The organism is Nitrosopumilus sp. (assembly GCF_025699125.1).
Lineage (GTDB): Archaea > Thermoproteota > Nitrososphaeria > Nitrososphaerales > Nitrosopumilaceae > Nitrosopumilus.
In genome coordinates this window covers 319812-338112 of the sequence record NZ_JAILWC010000002.1, presented here as the reverse complement: position 1 = coordinate 338112, position 18301 = coordinate 319812, and the positions used below count along the sequence as shown (strand labels likewise).

The following is an 18301-nucleotide window of genomic DNA, read 5'->3' as shown; positions in this document are numbered from 1 at the left end:
TATACCGGTTCTACATTTTGAGTCATGCATTGGAGAGAAACACTTCCTGATTGGTACATCAAAAAATATGGATATCAGCCATGTGTTAACATTGGAACTGCAGGACATGTAGATCATGGCAAAACTACTCTGATTCAAGCATTGACTGGTTCATGGACCAGTGTTCATAGCCAAGAATTAAAACGTGGAATTACAATTCGTGTAGGATATTCTGATGCAGCATTTTACAAGTGTAAGAGCTGTGAGGAACCTCTGGGATTTTCTACAACCCCAAAATGTAATAATTGTGGAAAAGAAAGTGAATTATCTCGGGTTGTAAGTTTTGTGGATAGTCCTGGACACGAAAGTTTGATGGCAAACATGCTTTCAGGATCTGCTTTGATGGATGGTGCTTTGTTATTGGTTGCTGCAAATGAAAAAGTTCCAAAACCACAAACCAAAGAACATCTTTTAGCTCTTCAGACACTTGGAATTCAACAAATTGTTGTAGTCCAGAACAAAGTTGATTTACTTCCCTACCAAGAGGTGATGGCAAACTATCAGGATATCACTAAATTTGTAAAGGGTACTTTTGCTGCAAAAGCACCAATAATTCCAATATCAGCTCAATCTGGATTAAACATAGATGCATTGATTGGTTCTATTGAATCAACAATCAAAACTCCCGAAAGAGATGAAAAGAAAGATACTGTAATGCATGTTTTACGTTCTTTTGATGTAAACAAACCCGGCATAAAATTAAAAGATATCAAAGGTGGCGTGATTGGTGGCAGTCTGACTCAAGGGGTTTTTAAAATTGGAGATGAAATTGAGATTAAACCCGGTATTATGAATGAGAAAAAAAAGACGTATGAACCACTACTCACAGAAATCACATCTTTAGGCACTGCGGCAGGAATAGTAGAATCCGTAAAACCTGGTGGCTTGGTTGCTATTGGCACAAAATTAGATCCTTCAATGACTAGAAGTGATTCATTTATTGGCTCCGTTATCGGAAAGCCAGGAACACTTCCAGAAAACTCTACTGAATTAAAACTCGAAGTAAATCTGTTTGATGTTGCTGTAGGGATTACTGAAGATACCAAAGTCCAGCCAATTCAAGCAGGAGAGCTATTGAGACTCAACATTGGAACTGCTCCTGTATTAGGCAAAGTCACAAAAATTAAATCCAAAAATATAGAAATTGAACTTAGAAGACCTGCATGTATATTTGAAGGCGGCAATGTGGCAATCAGTAGAAGAATTGATGAAAGATGGAGACTAATTGGTGCAGGAATAATTGGTTGAAGTAATCTGTGATACTAACTTTCTAATCCATTTAGCAACTAAACGAATCAAAAACATTGACAATCTTGATGTTGAGATAGGATCAATTTCATTTGTTGTTCCAGAAGTAGTACTGGCAGAGTTGAATAAATTGCAAAAAATCGCTGAAAAAAAACAAGACATTACTATGACTCTAAATTTCATAAAAAATTTAAAAACAATTCCTATTTGTGGAAGTTTTGCAGATAAGGAACTATTGGATTATGTAAAAATTAATCATTCAATTATTGGAACAATGGATAAGGCATTAAAAAAACAGATCAAACAAGCTGGAGGATCAGTAATTTCCTTATCAAGTGACAAAATTGTCTTAGAATCTTAGAAAAATTTAACTTAGACTTTCTTTAAAGATTGTTGATATGATTATTGCCAGTCCTGCTTTTAAAAATGGACAAAACATTCCAAGAAAATATGGATATAAAAACGAAAATTCTAGTCCTCCGTTATTCATTGATAAAGTTCCAGAAGGAACAAAATCGTTGGCTTTAATCATGGATGATCCTGATGCAATGAAAGCAGTTGGCAAAGTTTGGGTTCATTGGGTTTTATGGAACATTCCTTCAAACACACAAGAAATTAAAGAAAATTCAATACCTGAAGGTTCGGTTGAAGGTAAGACTGATTTTGGTGAAATTGGTTATGGTGGACCGGCTCCCCCAGATAAGGAACATCTCTATATCTTCAAACTTTATGCATTAGATACTAAATTAGATTTGGAACAAAATTCAACAAAAACTGATCTAGAAAAATCAATGAAAAATCATATACATGCTGAAGCAAAGCTTGAAGGGAGATATGCTCCATAGCCACACATATTTTTTGAAATAGACATTAATTTTTTTAAAAAGAGTAATAAACACACACAAACGATTCAAAATATTGAATTCACACGTCAAATTATTTTCGATTGGAACCTTTGATTTTAAATTAAATCATCTCTTAATCATTGGAATTTTGTCACTTTCTTTTTCGATTTCCTTTTTGATTAGATCACAGCCTGCAAGTTACGGATGGGAACTAAATGAATTTGATCCTTTCTTTAACTATAGAGCTACACAATATGTTGTAGAAAACGGAATTAATTCATACTTTGAGTGGAACGATGATCTGAGTTGGTATCCTCATGGAAGAGATGTATCCCAAACTTCCCAAGTCATGTTACATATGACAGCGGCAACAACTTATTGGATTTTTGGTGGGGGTGGAAGTCTGTATGATTTCACTATTTTGTTTCCGGTAATTTTTGGATCCTTAACTGCAGTTGTTGTGTTTGCTTTAGTTAGAGTTATTGGAGGAACTACAGCTGGACTGTTTGCCTCATTACTTTTTTCAATTTCATTACCTGTTATCATTCGTGGTCAAATTGGTTGGTTCAAATCAGAACCACTGGGATTATTTTTTAGCGTTTTAGCAATCTATCTTCTTTTGAGTGGAATAAAATCAAAAAATCCTAAAATCTCCATTCCAAAAATAATTACTTCGGGAATCTTTATGATATTTGGTCTATCTGCATGGGGAGGGGATCAATTTTTCATTATCCCAATAGGAATTTTCTTTTTAACATTACCGTTCTTACGAACTGATCATAAATTTCTATTATGGGCAATTCCACTTTTCACATCTTCTGCTGTTATCACATCTCTTGGATTTGAAAGACTGGGAACAAATTTTATTTTGGGATTGGGAGGACTATCATTAATTATTCCTACTGTTTTCTTAGTTTCTTGTATAGTAATTCAAAACAAAAGCAATGAAAGATCTAAAAATAGAAACGGACTGATTTTTCTAGCAGCAATACTGGTAATTGGACCAAGCTTTCTTATTGTAAACGCAGATTCACAATTTGTTCAACTTCCTAGCCATAGATATCTGAATGCGATTAATCCGTTTTTGATAGCTTCGGATCCACTTGTTGATTCTGTTTCTGAACACGCAACAACCACAATTGGACAATCATTCCTCTTTCATTCAATATTGATGATCTTTGCCGGATTAGGAATTTGGATAATTCTGAAAAATTCCAACAAATCGAAATTTATAGAAAATGATATGATTTCATTTGCATTAATCATGGGACTGATTGGAGTTTATGTTAGTTCTGCATTTGTAAGATTGGAGGTATTTGCGTCAATATCCATAATTATTTTATCTTCTATAGGACTCTCTGTATTAATAAAAGAATTATTTTCCCATACAACAGAAATCAAACTATCCAAAAATATTTTCATAAAATCGTCATTTCTAATTGGTGTGGTGTTGCTCCTTACCATCCCGGTAATTTTTCCTGCTAACGGAAATGTTTTTTCCACTTCAAACAATCCTCCTACAATCCTTAATGGGGGGAGTACCTACAGAATTAGTACAACTGATTGGACTGATACTTTGGAGTGGATTAAAAATAATACTGAAAAAGATGCAGTCATTGCAACTTGGTGGGATTACGGATATTGGATTCAAACCAAAGCAGAGAGAGCCTCTCTTGCAGACAATTCAACTCTAAATGATCATATAATTAAAAAAATAGCTTCTGCTTTTCTAAGTACTGTTGATAATGGGGTAAAAATGTTACTTGAAATGGAATCTGATTATGTTGTTATTTTTATAGTTGGTCAAAGACTGGGAATCGATAATGGCGATCAACCACTTTATACTCTTGGTGGGGGTGGAGATGAATCAAAAAAACAATGGTTCATGAGAATTGCTAGTGAGCCTTTGCCAAAATATCTTCATTCTGACGGTGTAAGTGGGACCGATTATTTTTGGAATGAGACGCTATTGGGTAAAATGACTCCGTTTACACCATTAGGATATGTTAACTTGGCAAACAATCAGCAATCACAAGCCTATCAACCAGGATTTACTGGAATTTATACAAAAGATATCAAATTCCCTGAAGATGGAGATGGACCATTAAGATTGGTGTATTCTTCACCAAGTTTTGACACTGAAAAAGGTGGGCAAGTAATTGGAGTATTTGTTTATGAAATAAACAAGGATTATGTCCCATTAAATTAAATTTCTAGTTATATCTCTCAGCTAACCTATATCTCATGTATTTATCATCAGGTGAAAATTTAGCTGGATGTGCAGAAATTGTTTTTTCACCACATCTTGGACATTTTTCTTTCAAAGTGTACTGATTACATTTAATGCATTTTCTTAATTGAAATTTCATTTTAATTCTCTCTTGTTTTCTTTGATTCTTCTCTAGTGAATTTGAATGAGCCTTTTTTCTTTTCTATGTTATCTTGAATCTCTTCTATAATTGGTTTTAACGATTTTTCTGCAGATTTAAAATTCTCTGCAGTAATTGACAGTCTGTATTTTGGTGCACCCAAATAAGTAATATCTATTGTAGGATCTTTTTTGATTGCATCAAGTAATATTTTTTTAATTATTTCAACTCCGTCTGATTTATCACTTGTAATTTCCATTATTCCTCTAATTTCAACTGATGGGAGTTTAATTTTGGAGCATATTTCTCCAATTACAGTTGCAGTCTTTTTTGCAAGTTTAAGATCTTTCACAGACTCGATCCCATTTCTTCCAATCTCTATAAATGCATCATACACAGAATCAAATCTGGAATAAATACTGTCTTCTAATTTTTCAATTTCTTCATCAGTTAGTTTTGCTTTTTCCTGAACATTCTGTAATAGAGTTTTACCTTTCTCAAACTTTTTGACTTCTTTCAGTTTTTGCTTTTTCTGATCTTTTGATACTTGTTTTAGTGATAGATCTATGTCTCCTCGTTTGGAATTTACTTTCTTTACTAGCAGTACTTTTTTCTCCCCATCTTTGACAAATCTACTAACTGATCTAATCCAACCTGGGGCAATCTCTGAAATATGCAAAAATCCTTGAATATCATCATATTCATCCAGTGTAACATATGCACCATGATCCATTACTTTTGTAACAGTAGCAAGAACAATTTCTCCCTGCTCAGGCATTTCTTGTATTTCAGTGGACATTTCTTCTAAAACTTTTCATGCGTAAATTAATGTTGCTGGCTAGAAATCGATACCTTTCTTAGCCTTAATGCCCTTCTGAAATGGATGCTTTATCTCTCTCATTTCAGTAACTAGATCAGCTAGATTGATTACTTCGTCTTTGGCATAATTTCCGGTTAATACCAAGTCTACTTCTTGCGGTTTTGACTTTATTAAATTTAAAACGTCATTTACTGGAATTAAACCAAGATTAACTGCATAATTGATCTCATCCAAAATTACAATATCATATTTTCCTGATTGTATTTTCTCATTGCTAATTTTTATGGCCTCATTGGCAATCTCTTTATGTTCTTCTTTTGAACTCTTATCATCTATAATTCCTACAAACCCTTTACCAACTGCAACCATTTCAAATTCGGGCTCTAGTCTTTTTGATGAGTCCATCTCGCCATAATGCCATGAACCCTTGATAAATTGGATCATACAAATCCTCTTTTCATATCCAACTGCTCTTAATGCAATTCCTAATGCTGCAGTGGTTTTTCCTTTACCTTTTCCTGTGTATACAATGGTTAATCCGTCTTTCATAATTCCTATCCAAACAGTCTTGCTAAAAACATTGAGTATTACCCAAAGGTATCAGTTTAAATAAAAAATGATTATAGTCATTCAAATTGAAAATTCCTAGAATTGTAATTGCAGGTGCAACAAGTGGAGTTGGAAAAACATCCATTACATGTTCGATAATTCATTCTCTACAAAAAGAAGGTTATTCTGTTCAACCCTTTAAAGTGGGTCCTGATTATATTGATCCTAGTTACCTTTCAAGTGTTTCAAAAAAAGAAACGTACAACTTGGATGTATGGTTAATGGGAAAAAACCATCTATTAGATAGTTTTGTTTTAAATTCAAACTCTAACATATCTGTGATTGAAGGCGTAATGGGATACTATGATGGATTTGGTGGAGATACAAATTATGCTAGTACACATCATGTGGCCTCTATTACGAAATCTCCTGTGATACTGGTTTTAGATGCAAGTAAAACATCGCGCTCAATTGCTGCAACAGCACTTGGTTTTATTAAATTTCACAGAAATTCAGGAATTGTAGGCATAATTCTAAATAAAATAGGAAGTAAAAAGCATGAGCTTTTGTGCAAAAGTGCATTAGAAAAAACTAAAATCCCAATCATAGGTATTATTCCAAAGAATCCGGAATTAAATTTAGAATCGCGTCATCTTGGATTGATTTCAACACTAGATGATAAATCACTAAAAACTAAAATTCAAAGAATTTCAAAAATCATTTCACAATATGTAGATGTTCAACAAATAATTAAAATTTCAAAAAGTGCAACTCCATTAGAAAAAAAACCAAAACCTATCGCTAAAAAAACAAAAACTACAATTGCAGTAGCACTTGACACTTCATTTAATTTCTATTATCAAGACAATCTAAAAGCATTGCAACGTGAAGGGGCTAATCTTAAATTTTTTAGTCCAGTGGAAGATAGAGAAATTCCAAAATGTGATGGATTATACATTGGAGGGGGGTTTCCTGAGATTTTAGGTAGTTCATTAGAAAAAAATCAAATTATGAAAAAAACTATTAAAAAATTATCTGAAGATAATTTACCAATTTATGCAGAATGTGGTGGTCTGATGTATCTGACAAAGTCTATTCTATCTAATACTAAAAAACACAAGATGGTGGGCATATTTGATGCTGAAACAAAAATGACAAAAAAAATGAGACTAAACTATACCAAAGGAAGAATTTGTCAGAAAAATCTAATTTCAGAAAAATTACACAATTTTCAGGGTCACGAATTTCATTATTCTCAATTAGATTCAGTTTCTAATGACTCTAAATTTGCCTATACTTTGGAAATTGGCGAGGGAATAAAAAAACATCAAGACGGGATGATTGAATACAACACACTTGCATCATACGGTCATCTCTACTTTGATAGCTCCAACTATGCCAAAATTTTTGTTAAAAATTGCTTGGAATATTCAAGACGATGATTCTGCTCTAATAAGCTTGAATATTGCATTAATTATTGCAGAAGCTGATGAACTTCCACCTTTTCTACCAATATTTGTAATAAATGGAATTTCTTCTAACTTTGATAGCTCCTCTTTTGATTCTGAGGCACAGATGAATCCTACTGGAATTCCAATAATCAATGCAGGCTTGACTATGCCTTCTTTTACCATCTGAATCACTTCCAGCAAGGCGGTGGGTGCATTTCCAATTGCCACAACTCCTCCCTCAATATCTGATATGGCAGCTCTCATTGATACCTGAGAACGTGTTTTTCCTTCTTTTTTTGCCAATTCCATAATTTCAGGACTCGAAATATTACAAACTATTTTATTTCCAAAATCTTTGGGATTTTGTTTATTCAGTCCGCCTATCACTCCATTCACATCAACTACTATGCTACAACCGTTTCTCAAAGCATTCATGCCACTTTGAATTGCATCTTTGTGAAAAATTATTTTATTTTTATCCGCAAAATCAAAATCTGCCGTTGAATGAATTATTCTTCTGACAATGGGCCATTCTTTCTCATTATACTGGTGTGCACCAATTTCATCTTCAATCATTTGCATGCTTGCATCTTCAATAGATTGACCTTTCTTAGTTTGCATTTTCTACTTCCTTTGCTCTTTCTAATATCAAGTCTATCATTTTTTGATCACTTCCCAAATGTTTGGTAATGAAAGTTTTTTTCATCTTGGAATTTTCTAATGCAGGAAACAAATCATTATTGATATCTGTTTTTACATGAGCTCCTTCGTGAAGAAAGTAAAAAACAATAATCAACACCTTGGGATTGTCTTTCTCACACTTTTTGATTCCTTCAACAATATCTGGCTGTTCTATTTCTAACCAACACCTGCTTACATTTCTATACAAATGTTTTAATTCATTTACAATGTAATTCAATGACATTTGTGCATTAGGATCTTTACTACCGTGTCCAATTATCATTACATCTACATCTTTTTTTGAAAGTTCTACATTATTTTCTTCTAATGTTGTAGATATTCTATTTTCTACTATGTCAACTAGAGTTTTATGCATACTCATTGGTTTTGTAACAACAAATTTCACATTCGTGTCTTTTTGGAACTTCATTACGTCTGTTACTGCATTTTTTACTTTTTTACCTGGATACAAAAAATAAGGAACTATAGTCAATGAATCAATATCCTCTTTGAGACATTTAGAAATACCATCTTCAATATATGGTGGCTCTACCTCAAGAAAGCAAAAATCAGTAAAAACATAATCTCCTTTCTTCTTAATTCCTTGACAAATGGCCTCTAATTCCTCAGATGCCTCCCTTTCCCTGCTTCCTCTGTCAATTAGTAATAATCCTCGCTTCAATTCACAATCCTCGCTATTGCTATAGTCAAATTAGGTGGGAATTTCTGCTTTTCTACAATCAACTCTCCTCCAGAAACTTTCATTGCGGCAGCCTCTGAAACACTTGCAGTTCCCTCAAATGCTTTGACAGTATCTGATGGATTTGGCGCAGATATCTCAGCTAAATCCTCCCTGTTTACGTACTCTACTGGAATTCTCATTTCTTTTCCAAGATCAATCAATCCTTGCACGTCTTGAGGTTTTTTGATTGAGACTAATTTTGCAATAGATTTTGGGCTGAGCTTGAACTTTTCTAAACAATTTTCGATTCCTTCTTTGATTGTTTCTTTTGTGGTATCCCAATGTAATCCAATTCCTATGACTAAGCTTGGAGGACGATAAATCACAGACTCTTTGTATAGTTCTTTGTCAACTACTCTGTCAGAAATAATTAGATACGCTTTTGAGTTTGATTTTTTTAAATCATCTAGATTTTTATAAATTGAAACGTTCTTTGGTAATTCCTTGAACCAATTTTTGTTACCTGCATCCTGAAATACCCCTATTGGCTCTTCATTTACCATGTGTGCACTAATCTTTGTGACAGTTGAATCATCATCTATTTTCCAATTAAATTCTCTTCCAACAAGATCCACTGCTATGGTTTTGTTAACATCTGCTGCAGTAGTGACAACTGGTAATGCTTGTAATTTATCTGCGATTTCTTGAGTTAACTCATTTGCTCCTCCAATATGTCCTGATAATACACTAATTACAAAATTTGTTTTATCGTCAATTACAATTACGGCCGGATCTGTTTTTTTATCTTTCAAATGAGGTGCAATCAGCCTAATTACGGCACCCAAAGAAAAGAGGCATATCAGGGCATTACTGTTCTTAAAAAGTTCAACTATTTTCTCTGATGTAGGTTCGTGATACCAAATAATGTCCTTTCTTTCATTTGAAAATTTTGAGGGTGCAAAGATATTCCAGTCAGGAAATATTTTTTTAAGATTCTCTCCAATTTTTACTCCATTTTTAGTAATTGCAAGAACTGAAGTTTTATCCATAATCAAAACCTTCCAACTTTAATAAAATACCTTACTCTTCTGATTTTCTAGCCAAAATATTTCCATCAAAATCAAACAAAATAACATCGATTGGAACTTTTTGTTCTGAATGATTTCTCATATGCTTGTATGTTTCAGTACAAATCAACTCAAAAAATCCATCCACATTGTTTTCCATAATAATTTCAGAAACATGCCTTGCAGTATTTGCTTTTTTAATGCTCTCTATTACATTCTCATTGGCATTTGCTTTTTCTGCTAGTTTTGCTAGAAACATCATGTCTACTTTAGAACCTTTAACATGAGTTTGTTTAACTCCTGCAGCCATTTTTGCCAGTTTCCCAATAAATCCTACAACATATGCTTTTTTGATATTCTTTTTAGCGCATTGCTGAATTGTATATCCTGAAAAATCTCCCATTTGCACAAAGCAATGATCAGGCAAGTTTACTATTTTTTTTGCAAAATCTTCACTTCTTCCACCAGTTGTAAGTACAACTGTATCATTTCCCATTGCAATTGCTACATCTAGATTTTGTCTTATTGATGCTGCATATGATGCTGTAGAGAATGGAATTACTATTCCACTAGTTCCTAAAATAGAAATTCCATTAATGATTCCTAATCTTGGATTATCTGTTTTAGGGCCTAACTCTCTTCCTTTGGGAACAGAAATAATTACTTTAATTCCTTTTTGCACAAGAATTTTTTCTCCAATTTCTCTTAAATTTTCATTAATCATTTTTTTTGGAACTGGATTAATTGCAGCTTTGTTAATCTCTAGTCCCAAGCCTGGCTTAGTAACAATACCTACACCTTCACCTCCGTCTATCTCAAGTTGGTTTATTTTATCTGTAAGTGACAACTCTACAATAATTTCAGCACCATGTGTTACATCAGGATCATCTCCACCATCTTTAATTACAGAGCATTTTGCTTTATCAGATCCAAATTCACATGAATGCACTGGAATCTGAATAAAAGACCGTTTGGGTAACAATATCTCTATATTTTCTATTTTTTTCTGATCAATAATTGATAATAATGCTGCCTTAGCTGCCGCAGTTGCACAGCTACCTGTGGTATAGCCCGTCTTTAGTTTTGTTCTATCTTCCACATTAATTGTATTTATTTTACTGTATTAACTCTTATTTGATAAATTTTCAAATTTATCTAAATAGATTTAAAATTAAAACTTGATTAAAGATACTATGAATAAACTTAGAAAGATAGTTGTTACTGGAGCAACTGGTTTTGTTTCAAGAAATCTTAGAAAGTATTTATCTGAACAAAATGTTGAATTAATTTCAATATCTAGAAAGAATTTTAATCAATTCAAAAATGAGACTAAAATTATTTCAAAAAATTACGATGAGAAAAAACTTTTAAAAAAAATCAAAGATTCTGATGCCTTGGTTCATCTCATCGGAATTGGAAAGCAATCAGTAAACATTGATTATGAAAGGACAAATGTTGAATTTACAAGTCATATAGTAAATTTGAGTAAAAAAGCAAAAATCAAAAAAATTGTTTATCTTAGTGGTCTAGGTGTATCTGCAACTACCTCTTTAGGATATTTTATTTCTAAATATCAGGCTGAAAAAATTATTATCGATTCAGGAATTAATTACACTATTTTCAGGCCTTCATTTATTGTAGGAAAAGATGACTTGCTTACAAAATCTCTTCACAAACAGATCAAAAAAGGATTAATTAAAATTCCTGGTTCTGGAAATTATGAAATTCAACCAATTCACATTAATGATGTCATAAAAATTATTTTCAAATCAATTACTGAAACAAAGTATAGAAACAGAATAATTGACCTTGTAGGTCCTGATAATATCAGCTTTGAAGAATATGTTAGATTATTCTCAAAAAGAACAAACACTAGGATTAAAAAAATAAATTTAGAAGATTCTTATCATGATGCTATTACTAATCCGAAATCAGATTTTGGAATAGATGATCTCAATATTCTTATTGGTAATTTCAGGGGCAATCATAACAAATTAAAAAAATTAACTGGAGTAAAGTTTGAGTCTGTTGCAGAATTATTAGAGTCCGGCAGATTGCTTTAATGTTTCAGCCTTGTCTGTTTTTTCCCAAGTAAATTCAGGCTCATTTCTTCCAAAGTGACCATATGATGCAGTTTTTTTGTAAATTGGTCTTTTCAAATCTAATTGAGAGATAATGCCGGATGGTTTCATATCAAAATTCTTTCTGACTAATTTCTCTATTTCATTTTCTGGAATCTTATTTGTTCCAAAAGTATTGACATACAGTGATACTGGTTCTGCAACTCCTATTGCATATGCAAGTTGTACTTCGCACCTATCAGCTAGTTCTGCTGCAACAAGATTTTTTGCAATATATCTGCACATGTAACATGCAGATCTATCAACTTTGGATGGATCCTTTCCTGAAAAAGCTCCTCCTCCATGTCTTCCGAATCCTCCATAGGTATCAACAATAATTTTTCTTCCAGTTAAACCTGCATCTCCATGTGGACCGCCAATTACAAATTTTCCTGTTGGATTTATGTGGATTTTAATTTCATCATTCCAAAGACCTCCTAGAACAGGTTTGATTACTTTGTCGATGACTTCCTTTGCAATCTCTTCTTGAGAAATTTCTGGAGCATGCTGTGTTGAAACCACAACAGTCTCAATTCTTGTTGGTTTGTTGTCTTCATATCTCACAGAAACTTGTGTTTTTCCATCAGGTCTAGCCCAAGGAAGAATTTTGTTTTTTCTGACTTCTGCTAATTTCTGTGCAAGTTTTTGTGAAAGTAAAATTGGCATTGGCATGAGTTCTTTTGTTTCATTTGTAGCATATCCAAACATTAATCCTTGATCTCCTGCACCTTGCTCTTTTTCCTTGGTAGCTGTAACGCCCTGACTAATGTCTGGACTTTGGGAATGAAGACGCAAAGTCACTTCACAAGTTTCTGTATCAAACATCAAGTCTTTGTTGTTATATCCAATATCTCTAATTGTTTTTCTAACTAATTCTTCTTGAGCTTTTTTATCAAAATTTGCTTTAGATGTTACCTCTCCTGCAACTGCTACAAAATCTGTGGTGACCATTGTCTCCACTGCCACTCTTGAATCTGGATCTTGTTTTAGAAATTCATCTAAGAATGCATCAGAAATATTGTCACATATTTTATCTGGATGTCCTTCTGTTACTGATTCAGATGTAAATAGAAAACTATTGGTCATAAAATCACACTGTTAACTAGAGTTCATTTTCTAGTTTGATGAATAATACGTTGTTGCCTCTTACGATTACTCTTCCATAATTTGCAATTGTTTTACCATCATGAAGCTCTTCAGCATCAGTCATAATCAGATTCATGTATGAATCAACATTATCCATTTTCCCCTTGTATTCTACTTCATTTTTCAGTCTTACTGTAACTTTCTTCTTTGTACTTTTTTGAAGAGTTGTTAGAGGTCTTTTTGCACTATTTGATTGGGACACTAATTGTTCACTTGTTTTCAAACTTTTTTCTCTAGAATAAAAGCCTTACCTCCTTTGTGAAAATTGAAATTCCTTAAATTTTTTCTTCTTTTTCTAATAATTACACAAATGATCTCTACTGGTTTACAAAAATTAGATGAATTCTTGTCTGGAGGAATTTCTGGTGGCATAATTGTTGACATTTTTGGTGGCAATGGGACTGGAAAAACTCAGTTTCTCTTACAATTATGTATGAATTCAATCAAAAACGGTGGAAATGTTTTGTATTTGGATACTACCGGAGGGTTTAGACCTGAAAGAATTTTGGAAATTCAAAAACAATCTGAAATAGAATTTGATTTTCTTGACAAAATTACAGTCTCTAGAGTAAGAAATACTTCGGAACAAATTAAATCAATTAATAACTTTCAAAAAAATCATTTCTCGTTAATTGTAATTGATAACATAACTGATTTATTTTCATATGAATACAAAAATGAAGAATCTGTATTTGAAAAAAATTCGTTGTTTATGAAATACATGAATCAACTATCAAAATTTGCAATTAATAATAAAATCCCAATTGTAATTACTAATATGATTAGAATTCTTGAGGATAAAGAAGTTGAAAATATGAAAAGTGCCATTGATCCTTTTACACATGTCAAAATTCATCTTTTTAAGAAATCCTCAAAATTTGAAGGTAAAGTCTATACAGCATTTGATAAACAGTACTTTTCATATTCAATCAATACCTTGGGGTTAACTAATAATTCTGAAGATATTTAACGGTCAATCATAAAGTTTGTCTAATGGCAGGAATCTTTGATTCAATTCCAATAATCACTGTTGTATTATTTGCACTTGGATTGGTAGGTGTTATTGCTTATGAAAGATTACAAAGAAATACAACAGACAAATCAGATTCTTGAATCTTTATTTACAAAATTTGGATTTTCTAAATTAACTGAAATTCAGAAGCAAGCTTCACCTTTTATCTTACAAAAAAAAGACTGTCTAGTTATTGCTCCAACTGGTTCTGGAAAAACAGAATGTTCTGTCATTCCTATTTTTTCAATTTTGAAAAAATCAAAAAAACAGGGAAAAATCAAAGCTCTCTATATTACTCCCCTACGTGCATTAAATCGCGATGTTTTTAGAAGAATCACAAAATATGCCCAAGGAAATGAACTGTCTATTGAAATCCGGCATGGAGATACAACACAAAAAGATAGGAAAAAAATCACTGAAAATCCTCCAGACATTCTAATCACAACACCAGAAACTCTTGTCATACTTTTGACTCAAATCAAAATGCTTGATGCGTTATCTGATTTAGAATGGATAATAATTGATGAAGTCCATGAACTACTTTCTAGTGAAAGAGGCGCTCAACTATCACTTAGTATTGAAAGATTGGAATTTAACTCAAAATTCCCTCTCACAAAAATAGGATTATCTGCTACAGTAGGGAATTTTGAAGAAGCGGGAAAATTTGTTGTTGGTACTAAAAGAAAATGCGAGATTATTAGAGATACATCTGTACGAAAATATGACGTTGAAATAAAATATGTGGAAGGTACAATTTCTGATGTTGCAGAAAAAATTGTTGAATATGTTTTAGAGTTAGAATTAGACTCTCCTGTGCTTTTATTTACTAATACCAGAGGCGAAGCAGAATTTCTGGCTTCAATTTTGAAAGATAAATCTTCAATCCCTATTGAATTACATCACGGTTCACTCTCAAAAGAGGTTAGAGAGGAAACTGAATCTACTTTACGTGAAGGAAAACGTGGAATTGTTGTCTGTACCTCTTCATTGGAATTAGGCTTGGACATTGGTTCTGTTGAATTAGTAATTCATTACGGTTCTCCTAGACAAGTATCAAAATTTGTACAAAGAATAGGACGAAGCAGGCATAATCGTGATGCATCAGCTCAGGGATTGATCATAACTAATAATTCTGATGATGAATTTGAGGCACAAGCAATACTTGATCGTATTAAAGAAGGTTCAATTGAAGAACAAAAAATTCATGATGGCTCACTTGATGTTTTAGCTCATCATTTAGTTGGATTGACAATGCAATGTGGTGAAATTTCAATCGAACAAGCTTTTGATTTAGTTACAAAAGCATATCCGTTTAGGAATTTACAAATCAAAGATCTTATAGATGTGCTAGATCTGCTTGATTCCAATTATTTGATATTTTTTGATCGAACAAAAATGACTTTTTGGAAGAAGGGACGTTCATTCAAATATTATTTTGAGAATCTTTCTACGATTCCAGATATTTTAAAATTCAAAGTTTTTGACAGTGTAGGTAAAAAAATCATTGGGTCATTAGATCAAAGATTTGTTGGTGATTTTGGGGATTCTGGAAATATTTTTGTTTTAAAAGGCTCGCAGTGGAGAATTTTAAATGTCGATGAAAAATCATTCACTGTAAATGTTGAGCCATTTAGAGGAGGTGGCATAACTGTACCTTACTGGGAAGGTGAAAGTATTCCTATTGATTATAAAACTGCAAGAAAAGTAGGTGAATTCCGTAGTAAAACAAAGAACGGTTCTCTTGTGTTAAACAATAAACTTATTGAAAAATTAAATTTTGATGTAATACCTGACGAAAATAATATTGTCGTTGAATCAAGCAAATCTCAAGGTTCAATAGTAATTCATTCGTGTTTTGGAACTAAAATCAATTCTACTTTATCTGCACTGCTTTCCTCATTTCTTTCTTCATTGTTAGGTTCAATAGTTGATTCACGTTCTGATGGTTATAGAATTGTTTTATCTTCAAGATCACGTATTTCAGAAAAACTTTTCACTGAAGTTATAAAAGATGACTATGATCTACATTCGATTATTAGCGCATCTTTAGCAGGAACTCATAATGTAAATTGGCGAACATGGTGTGTTGCTAAAAAATTCGGCATAGTAGGACGTGGAGCAATCTATGAAAGAAAATCTGCCCGATTTTTGTATGAGCGATACTCCAAAACTGCACTTGTACGTGAAGCACTACGTGAATTATTTCATGACAAATATGATCTTAAAAACTCTGATAAAATATTAAAAAAAATTCGTGAGGATGAAATTCATATAAAGTGGTTAGAAGTTGATCAATTTTCTAAATTAGCAGAGCCAATATTGGATCATACAACGAAATATTACTCATCTCCTGCTAATCTTGACAAAGGCATTCTTGATCTTGTAAAAACTCGACTTCAGAAAACAAAACATCGCTTAATTTGTGCTAGATGTGGTAAATGGGAGCGTTTAGTTGAAACACATGAAGTAAAAAATATCCTTATCTGTCCTTATTGTAAAGGGAGGCAAATTACAGCCACCTATCACTCTGACTATGATCTTCCGAAAATAATTCGAAAAAAACATGAAGGAAAAAAACTATCTGCTGATGAAAAACACAAGTATGATCGTGCCTGGAAAGTCTCATCTCTGGTGGAAAATTTTGGCAAAATTGCCATTACTGTAATGTCTGGATATGGAGTCGGCGCAGATACTGCCGCAAGAATTTTACGCAATATGGTTGATGAAGAACATCTCTTCAAACAAATCTATGAGGCAGAAAGACAATATGTTGTAACAAGAGGTTTTTGGGATTCTTAATTTTTCTTGGTAATTTTAGAAAATGCAGTTACAAATAATTCAATTCTACCTTCAAGACCTGCTTTTGCATTCAATCCTGTGATTGAAACAATTTCTCCTAATTCACATTTGTCAATTAGTCTTGCTTGATTTCTCCAACCTTTGACCCAAATTTGACCTGTATCGTCTTCCACAAACATTTCTGAAAGTGATATTGATTCTCCAGTTTTTGTTTGGACTTCGCGTCTTTCAGGAACTTTTAAGATTATTGCCTCAATACAGTAATTTCCATCAACTTTGATATCGTTGATTTTTGTTCTAATTTGAGACAATGATGGAATAGATTCATCATTGTCTAATTTTCTTACAAACGAGTTATCGTCAAGTGTAATTGAATTTCCGTATATCTTTGATGGCATACATTCTATCACATCACCTTCTGCACAAATACTGGTTGAGTTTGAAAAATCACTGATATTGTATAGGTTCTTCTTATTATCAACTGCCAAAATCATATTCTTCCCATTCTCAGATGTTGATATGGAAAGAACTCTTGCAATTACTGGCTCTGCTTCTTTTCCTCCTTCAATTTCAATAATTGTTGCATCATTTCCATGAATTTCTAAACCTTGGTTTCCTGATTTCACTTTGACACCAAGCAATCTTACTTTTGCAGACTGTGAAATCATATTTGGAATGGATGATTCATCTTTACCCCAAAGCACTACTCTCATTCCACTTCCATCTTTTCCTTTTAGTCTCATTCTGAGTGCTTTTCCAGGCTGGCCTCTAGAATTAGTAAATTCCATTCCACTGATTACGCCATCAATCATGCCTGAAATAACAAGATCTTTTTGTCCTTCCTGCAATTCGCTAACATCCTTTGTAATGGATTCAATAGTTGGAATTTCACTTTTTCTATCAGCTGTTTCAATATTTGAACCAGAACCAATGTTTATTGTTGGAGACCCATCAAAATCTGATTTAACATAAGCCTTGATGATTTTAATTAAATCTCCTGGTTTTAGATTTTCAACTCCAGGTAGGTTTGCTTTTTCATCCCATAATTTTACACTTGCAGTTGAATTTCCATCATACACAGTCATTGTTCTAAGATAAAATGGAGAACCATCTTTTCTTGAAAATTGTTTTGCAGGAGAAAGATTCAAAACTCTAGTCTCTAATGAAATTTCTTTCGCTCCTGCATAGAGATCTTTTAAACTCATTTCAACTTTTAGTGGCTCAGCCAAAGTGACACCATAATCAGATGCAATCAAGAATAATGCTCCTTGATCAGTCAAGTATCCTGCACCGATTTTCTCTTTTTTGAGTTTAATCTGCTCTTCAACATCTTCTTTTGTTAATTCTGGTTTTAGTTCAAGTAATTTACTCATTAAATTTTCTAATTCAGACAATTCATTTTTTGTAAACTTGATGTATTAATAAAAATTTCACTAGTCTCTAAAATTTTCGCTTTAAAAAAAAGATCGCTTT

General features: G+C 32.7%; 18 protein-coding genes. 8 read left to right on the top strand and 10 right to left on the bottom strand.

The genetic code is table 11. From position 1 onward, the window contains the following. The first annotated feature begins 24 nt into the window (after nt 1-24). From K5783_RS07370 to K5783_RS07355, 4 genes are all read left to right on the top strand, one after another. Complete coding sequence (locus K5783_RS07370; RefSeq protein WP_109877838.1) at nt 25-1287, top strand: translation initiation factor IF-2 subunit gamma; 1263 nt, start codon at nt 25-27, stop codon at nt 1285-1287. Continuing rightward, nucleotides 1280-1648 (top strand): twitching motility protein PilT, encoded by a 369-nt coding sequence (locus tag K5783_RS07365; protein ID WP_297473392.1) that lies wholly within the window; start codon nt 1280-1282, stop codon nt 1646-1648. Before K5783_RS07370 ends, K5783_RS07365 begins: the two co-directional genes overlap by 8 nt. A 37-nt stretch (nt 1649-1685) precedes the next feature. Next, a complete protein-coding gene (locus K5783_RS07360; RefSeq protein WP_297473391.1) occupies nt 1686-2132 on the top strand; it encodes a YbhB/YbcL family Raf kinase inhibitor-like protein in 447 nt (148 codons plus the stop codon). 73 nt (nt 2133-2205) lie between these two features. After that, a complete protein-coding gene (locus tag K5783_RS07355; protein ID WP_297473390.1) occupies nt 2206-4341 on the top strand; it encodes an STT3 domain-containing protein in 2136 nt (711 codons plus the stop codon). A gap of 4 nt (nt 4342-4345) precedes the next feature. Here the strand turns inward: K5783_RS07355 and K5783_RS07350 are convergent, their stop codons facing one another. From K5783_RS07350 to cobO, 3 genes are read right to left on the bottom strand one after another with little or no spacing between them, the layout of a single operon-like run. Beyond that, nucleotides 4346-4501, bottom strand: a complete 156-nt coding sequence (locus K5783_RS07350; protein ID WP_109877831.1) for an RNA-protein complex protein Nop10 — start codon at nt 4499-4501, stop codon at nt 4346-4348. A gap of 1 nt (nt 4502) precedes the next feature. Beyond that, nucleotides 4503-5300: a translation initiation factor IF-2 subunit alpha gene (locus K5783_RS07345; protein ID WP_297473388.1), complete on the bottom strand. Its 798-nt coding sequence runs from the start codon at nt 5298-5300 to the stop codon at nt 4503-4505. 39 nt (nt 5301-5339) lie between these two features. After that, nucleotides 5340-5870 (bottom strand): cob(I)yrinic acid a,c-diamide adenosyltransferase, encoded by a 531-nt coding sequence (gene cobO, locus K5783_RS07340; protein ID WP_297473386.1) that lies wholly within the window; start codon nt 5868-5870, stop codon nt 5340-5342. Between the two features lie 86 nt (nt 5871-5956). Here cobO and K5783_RS07335 point away from each other — a divergent pair, with 86 nt between their 5' ends. Next, entirely contained in the window at nt 5957-7312 is a 1356-nt protein-coding gene (locus K5783_RS07335) for a cobyrinate a,c-diamide synthase (RefSeq protein WP_297473384.1), read from the top strand. On the opposite strand, the gene K5783_RS07330 is transcribed toward K5783_RS07335, so the two are convergent. The 4 genes from K5783_RS07330 to K5783_RS07315 are packed head-to-tail and all read right to left on the bottom strand — an operon-like array spanning nt 7301 to nt 10850. Continuing rightward, the gene (locus tag K5783_RS07330) at nt 7301-7942 is read right to left on the bottom strand and encodes a precorrin-8X methylmutase (RefSeq protein ID WP_297473383.1); all 642 of its coding nucleotides are present in this window, start codon (nt 7940-7942) and stop codon (nt 7301-7303) included. The genes K5783_RS07335 and K5783_RS07330 overlap by 12 nt on opposite strands. Next, nucleotides 7932-8684: a sirohydrochlorin chelatase gene (locus K5783_RS07325; protein WP_297473382.1), complete on the bottom strand. Its 753-nt coding sequence runs from the start codon at nt 8682-8684 to the stop codon at nt 7932-7934. Before K5783_RS07325 ends, K5783_RS07330 begins: the two co-directional genes overlap by 11 nt. Further along, nucleotides 8681-9733, bottom strand: coding sequence for a cobalamin biosynthesis protein (locus tag K5783_RS07320; RefSeq protein ID WP_297473381.1), 1053 nt, complete (start codon nt 9731-9733; stop codon nt 8681-8683). Before K5783_RS07320 ends, K5783_RS07325 begins: the two co-directional genes overlap by 4 nt. Before the next feature lie 31 nt (nt 9734-9764). After that, entirely contained in the window at nt 9765-10850 is a 1086-nt protein-coding gene (locus tag K5783_RS07315) for a cobalt-precorrin-5B (C(1))-methyltransferase (RefSeq protein WP_297473380.1), read from the bottom strand. A gap of 94 nt (nt 10851-10944) precedes the next feature. On the opposite strand from K5783_RS07315, the gene K5783_RS07310 reads away from it, so the two are divergent. After that, nucleotides 10945-11814: an SDR family oxidoreductase gene (locus K5783_RS07310; RefSeq protein ID WP_297473378.1), complete on the top strand. Its 870-nt coding sequence runs from the start codon at nt 10945-10947 to the stop codon at nt 11812-11814. Here K5783_RS07310 and metK read toward each other — a convergent pair. Beyond that, nucleotides 11791-12957 (bottom strand): methionine adenosyltransferase, encoded by a 1167-nt coding sequence (gene metK, locus K5783_RS07305; protein WP_297473377.1) that lies wholly within the window; start codon nt 12955-12957, stop codon nt 11791-11793. The two genes, K5783_RS07310 and metK, sit on opposite strands and share 24 nt — an antisense overlap. 16 nt (nt 12958-12973) lie before the next feature. Then, the gene (locus K5783_RS07300; protein WP_014964213.1) at nt 12974-13219 is read right to left on the bottom strand and encodes a U6 snRNA-associated Sm-like protein LSm6; all 246 of its coding nucleotides are present in this window, start codon (nt 13217-13219) and stop codon (nt 12974-12976) included. A 108-nt stretch (nt 13220-13327) separates the two neighbouring features. Here K5783_RS07300 and K5783_RS07295 point away from each other — a divergent pair, with 108 nt between their 5' ends. Together K5783_RS07295 and K5783_RS07290 are read left to right on the top strand one after the other, a co-directional pair. Beyond that, complete coding sequence (locus tag K5783_RS07295) at nt 13328-13987, top strand: ATPase domain-containing protein (protein WP_297473376.1); 660 nt, start codon at nt 13328-13330, stop codon at nt 13985-13987. A gap of 99 nt (nt 13988-14086) precedes the next feature. Next, nucleotides 14087-16828, top strand: a complete 2742-nt coding sequence (locus K5783_RS07290; protein WP_297473375.1) for a DEAD/DEAH box helicase — start codon at nt 14087-14089, stop codon at nt 16826-16828. Here K5783_RS07290 and K5783_RS07285 read toward each other — a convergent pair. Then, the gene (locus tag K5783_RS07285; protein ID WP_297473374.1) at nt 16825-18222 is read right to left on the bottom strand and encodes a single-stranded DNA-binding protein; all 1398 of its coding nucleotides are present in this window, start codon (nt 18220-18222) and stop codon (nt 16825-16827) included. The two genes, K5783_RS07290 and K5783_RS07285, sit on opposite strands and share 4 nt — an antisense overlap. Nucleotides 18223-18301 lie beyond the last annotated feature (79 nt).